Origin of the sequence: Peribacillus sp. CSMR9 (assembly GCF_033141925.1) — a bacterium.
In the GTDB taxonomy this organism is placed as follows: Bacteria; Bacillota; Bacilli; order Bacillales; family DSM-1321; genus Peribacillus; species Peribacillus simplex_A.
This window is the reverse complement of the sequence record NZ_JAOPHO010000147.1, coordinates 1-2,771: the sequence shown is the minus strand read 5'-3', so window position 1 is coordinate 2,771 and position 2,771 is coordinate 1. Positions and strand designations below refer to the sequence as shown.

4 protein-coding genes are annotated in these 2,771 nt (G+C 31.2%); all 4 read left to right on the top strand.

The genetic code is table 11. The annotated features are described in order from the left end of the window. Positions 1 to 187: 187 nt before the first annotated feature. The 4 genes from N9I19_RS24340 to N9I19_RS24325 all read left to right on the top strand — a co-directional run bounded on the left by N9I19_RS24340 (position 188) and on the right by N9I19_RS24325 (position 2,177). Positions 188 to 370, top strand: coding sequence for a hypothetical protein (locus tag N9I19_RS24340; RefSeq protein ID WP_317779271.1), 183 nt, complete (start codon positions 188 to 190; stop codon positions 368 to 370). Positions 371 to 438: 68 nt separating this feature from the next. Then, complete coding sequence (locus N9I19_RS24335) at positions 439 to 657, top strand: hypothetical protein (RefSeq protein WP_317779270.1); 219 nt, start codon at positions 439 to 441, stop codon at positions 655 to 657. A 637-nt stretch (positions 658 to 1,294) separates the two neighbouring features. Then, positions 1,295 to 1,903: a GPP34 family phosphoprotein gene (locus tag N9I19_RS24330; protein WP_317779269.1), complete on the top strand. Its 609-nt coding sequence runs from the start codon at positions 1,295 to 1,297 to the stop codon at positions 1,901 to 1,903. Between the two features lie 13 nt (positions 1,904 to 1,916). Beyond that, positions 1,917 to 2,177 (top strand): MerR family transcriptional regulator, encoded by a 261-nt coding sequence (locus tag N9I19_RS24325; RefSeq protein ID WP_061461223.1) that lies wholly within the window; start codon positions 1,917 to 1,919, stop codon positions 2,175 to 2,177. Positions 2,178 to 2,771: the final 594 nt, after the last annotated feature.

The window sequence follows — 2,771 nt, the reverse complement described above, 5'->3', positions numbered from 1 at the left end:
CTGAACCGCCGTATACCGAACGGTACGTACGGTGGTGTGAGAGGTCGGAGGCTAGGCGCCTCCTCCTACTCGATTTATGGCACTAACGGGGCAGGATACTTGAAGAAGAGCTATGTTAAAAGCCTAACCATTATTACTAATTTATGGTAACGTTAAATTAATGAATTTTATTAGGAGAGCTAAAATTATGGGTATTATACTTTCAATTTTTTACGGCTTTGTTGGGTTATTTATTCTATATATAGTTATCGAAACAGCAGTAAGGAAAGGAATAAACAGTTCAATAATTGGTCAATTTCTTGAAAATAAGTATGGAATTAAAGAAGATAAAAAGTCTTTTCTTGATGATGATTTAGATAATGATAAATAAATTGGATTTTTAGCTAACGGGTGGATCAGCTACGAAATTCGGCGAAAAAGTCTAAAGGAGTTGAAATAATGAAGGTACTTATGAGGTATTTTACGTTAATTACTATTTTAACAATAATTTGTGGTTGTCAAAAAAACTATTCTGGAGAATATGTACAATGGGGAGATAGTGCTGAGGATATTGACACAAAAAGATTAAAGGAAAATGATATCCCATACAAAATAAAGGATAATAAAGTTTTTATTCCCGAAGATGCCATAAAAAATGCAACATTTTGCTATACATAATACAATAATTTTTTTCCTTAAGAAACTAATGTTTAAAGTAATAGTTAAAAAGGAAAATATCATTTTGGACAAGAACAGATTGTGAAATAAGGATCGGAGCTGTCTTTAAGGCAACTTTTTCTTAATGAACTATCGGGGCAGTTTAGTTGAAGAAGAATAATGGGTTATTATGGTAATATGAGATTATAGGGGGGCTATCTAAATGAAAAATTTAATTATTGGTATCATAGTTTTATTGATACTTTGGCTAATACTTCAGTTATTTAATATAAACTCATCATATTTAATTCCTAATGTAATTGAATGGGCTACAAAGTTCATACTTCCGTGGATAGCATTGTATTGGATTATCAGACTCATTAAAAATTTAGAAAAAATTTAATAGCCTTTATTGAACTAAAGGGTGCTTTAGCTGAAGATCGGAGCTGTCTTTAAGGCAGCTTTTCTTTATGGAACTATCGGGGCAGGATAGTTCCATAAGAAATAACCAAATTCAAGTGATCCCCTCCGATGGAATGGGGATTTTTTAAACTTTTTATTTCTAATGGTGGATATGTGGGAATTTATGTAATATACTTTTTTAAGTAGTATGTAGTATGTAGTAAGTGTTGTGGAAAATTGAAAGGTGGATGAAGTAATGAGGGATATAGTTATAGGAGAAGAATTTATCACTCTGAGTGAAGGAAGACAAATCAGGTTTTCCTTTATTGGTCGTAAAAGGATTATACAAATGTACGCCGTTGGTGGTATGTTTTTTGACCTCTTAATTAATAATCTGATTGCATTTGATGAAAAAAATAAAATTATTGTTACTGATGAAAGTTATAATTCGAATAATGAAGCGTTAAAGCAATTACTGATACTGATTAACAGTAAACAGCCGATTACCTTTAAACGCTGGATGCGTTATTTAAGTATTCCTTCAAAAAACAGAAGGGATCTTTATACAAAACTTTTAGCAAAATCTGATAACAGTGAAGCTGCTCGAGAACGAATAGTTCAAAGGATTAGAGCAGAACTACTCGAACCTGAACAAGTAACAGTAGAAATTATTACACTTTCTTTACTTTTAAAATCAAGCAAATTACTCAAACAATATTTTTCTTCTTATGAGGTGAAGCAATTAGAGAATAGAATAAAAGAACTAAAACAGAATGACCATAAAAGATGGAAAGATATCAAAAATATCAATAAAGAAATAGAGTTTATGGATGCTATTATTTTAACATCTGCTGTAGTGATATAAAAGGAGACAGACTATGGGACGAAGACGTTCATATGAAGATATATTAAATTCGGATTTTGTTAGCATAAGCGAATTAGTCCGTTTAACAGATATCCGATATAGCACTATTAAGTTTTATACAGAAGAAGGAATGCTACCATTTGAACAAGAGGACATACGTTTGACAAGACGTTATCCAAGAATTGTTGCATCTGAGCGTTTAGAGGAAATCAAAGAATTAAAAAAGAAAGGTTTAACGATTCTAGAAATAAAAAAAGAACTGAAAAATAAATAAGTACAAAGAATACTCTCAATATTTAATGATAAATTGTTCTCCCTTAATGAACTATCGGGTGTGTTAGCTGAAGATCGGAGCTATCTTTAAGACAGCTTTTCTTTATGCAACTATCGGGGCAGTTTAGTTGTATAACAAAAATTCGCAGAAAAAATTTGAATGAAGTCGGTGATATTATGTTTAAGCAAAGCATCAGATTTCCCTTAATATATTTTGTGGTATTAACCGTTTGGAAATTTATTGCTAACAAAGAGGTTAATTGGATAGATAACATAATTGTCTGTTTTATAATGTTCTTGTTTATTCTGTTATTTAATTGGTCTAAAATTCCATATAAGTGGAATAAGGACAAACAATGAGTAAATATAAACAATGATTTCCTCTTCAACTAACAGGTGCGTTTGCCAAAGATCGGAGTTTAAGGCAGCTCTTTTCTTATGGCACTAACGGGGCAGTTTAGTTGAACAAGGAATCGACACTATGAATGTTGAACTATATTATTAGCTTAACTAAGGGGAGTAGAATATGAAAGAAATTTTAGGATATTTTCTTTTTGCTCAAGCAATTATAACGGGAATTATTGTGTACTCAATA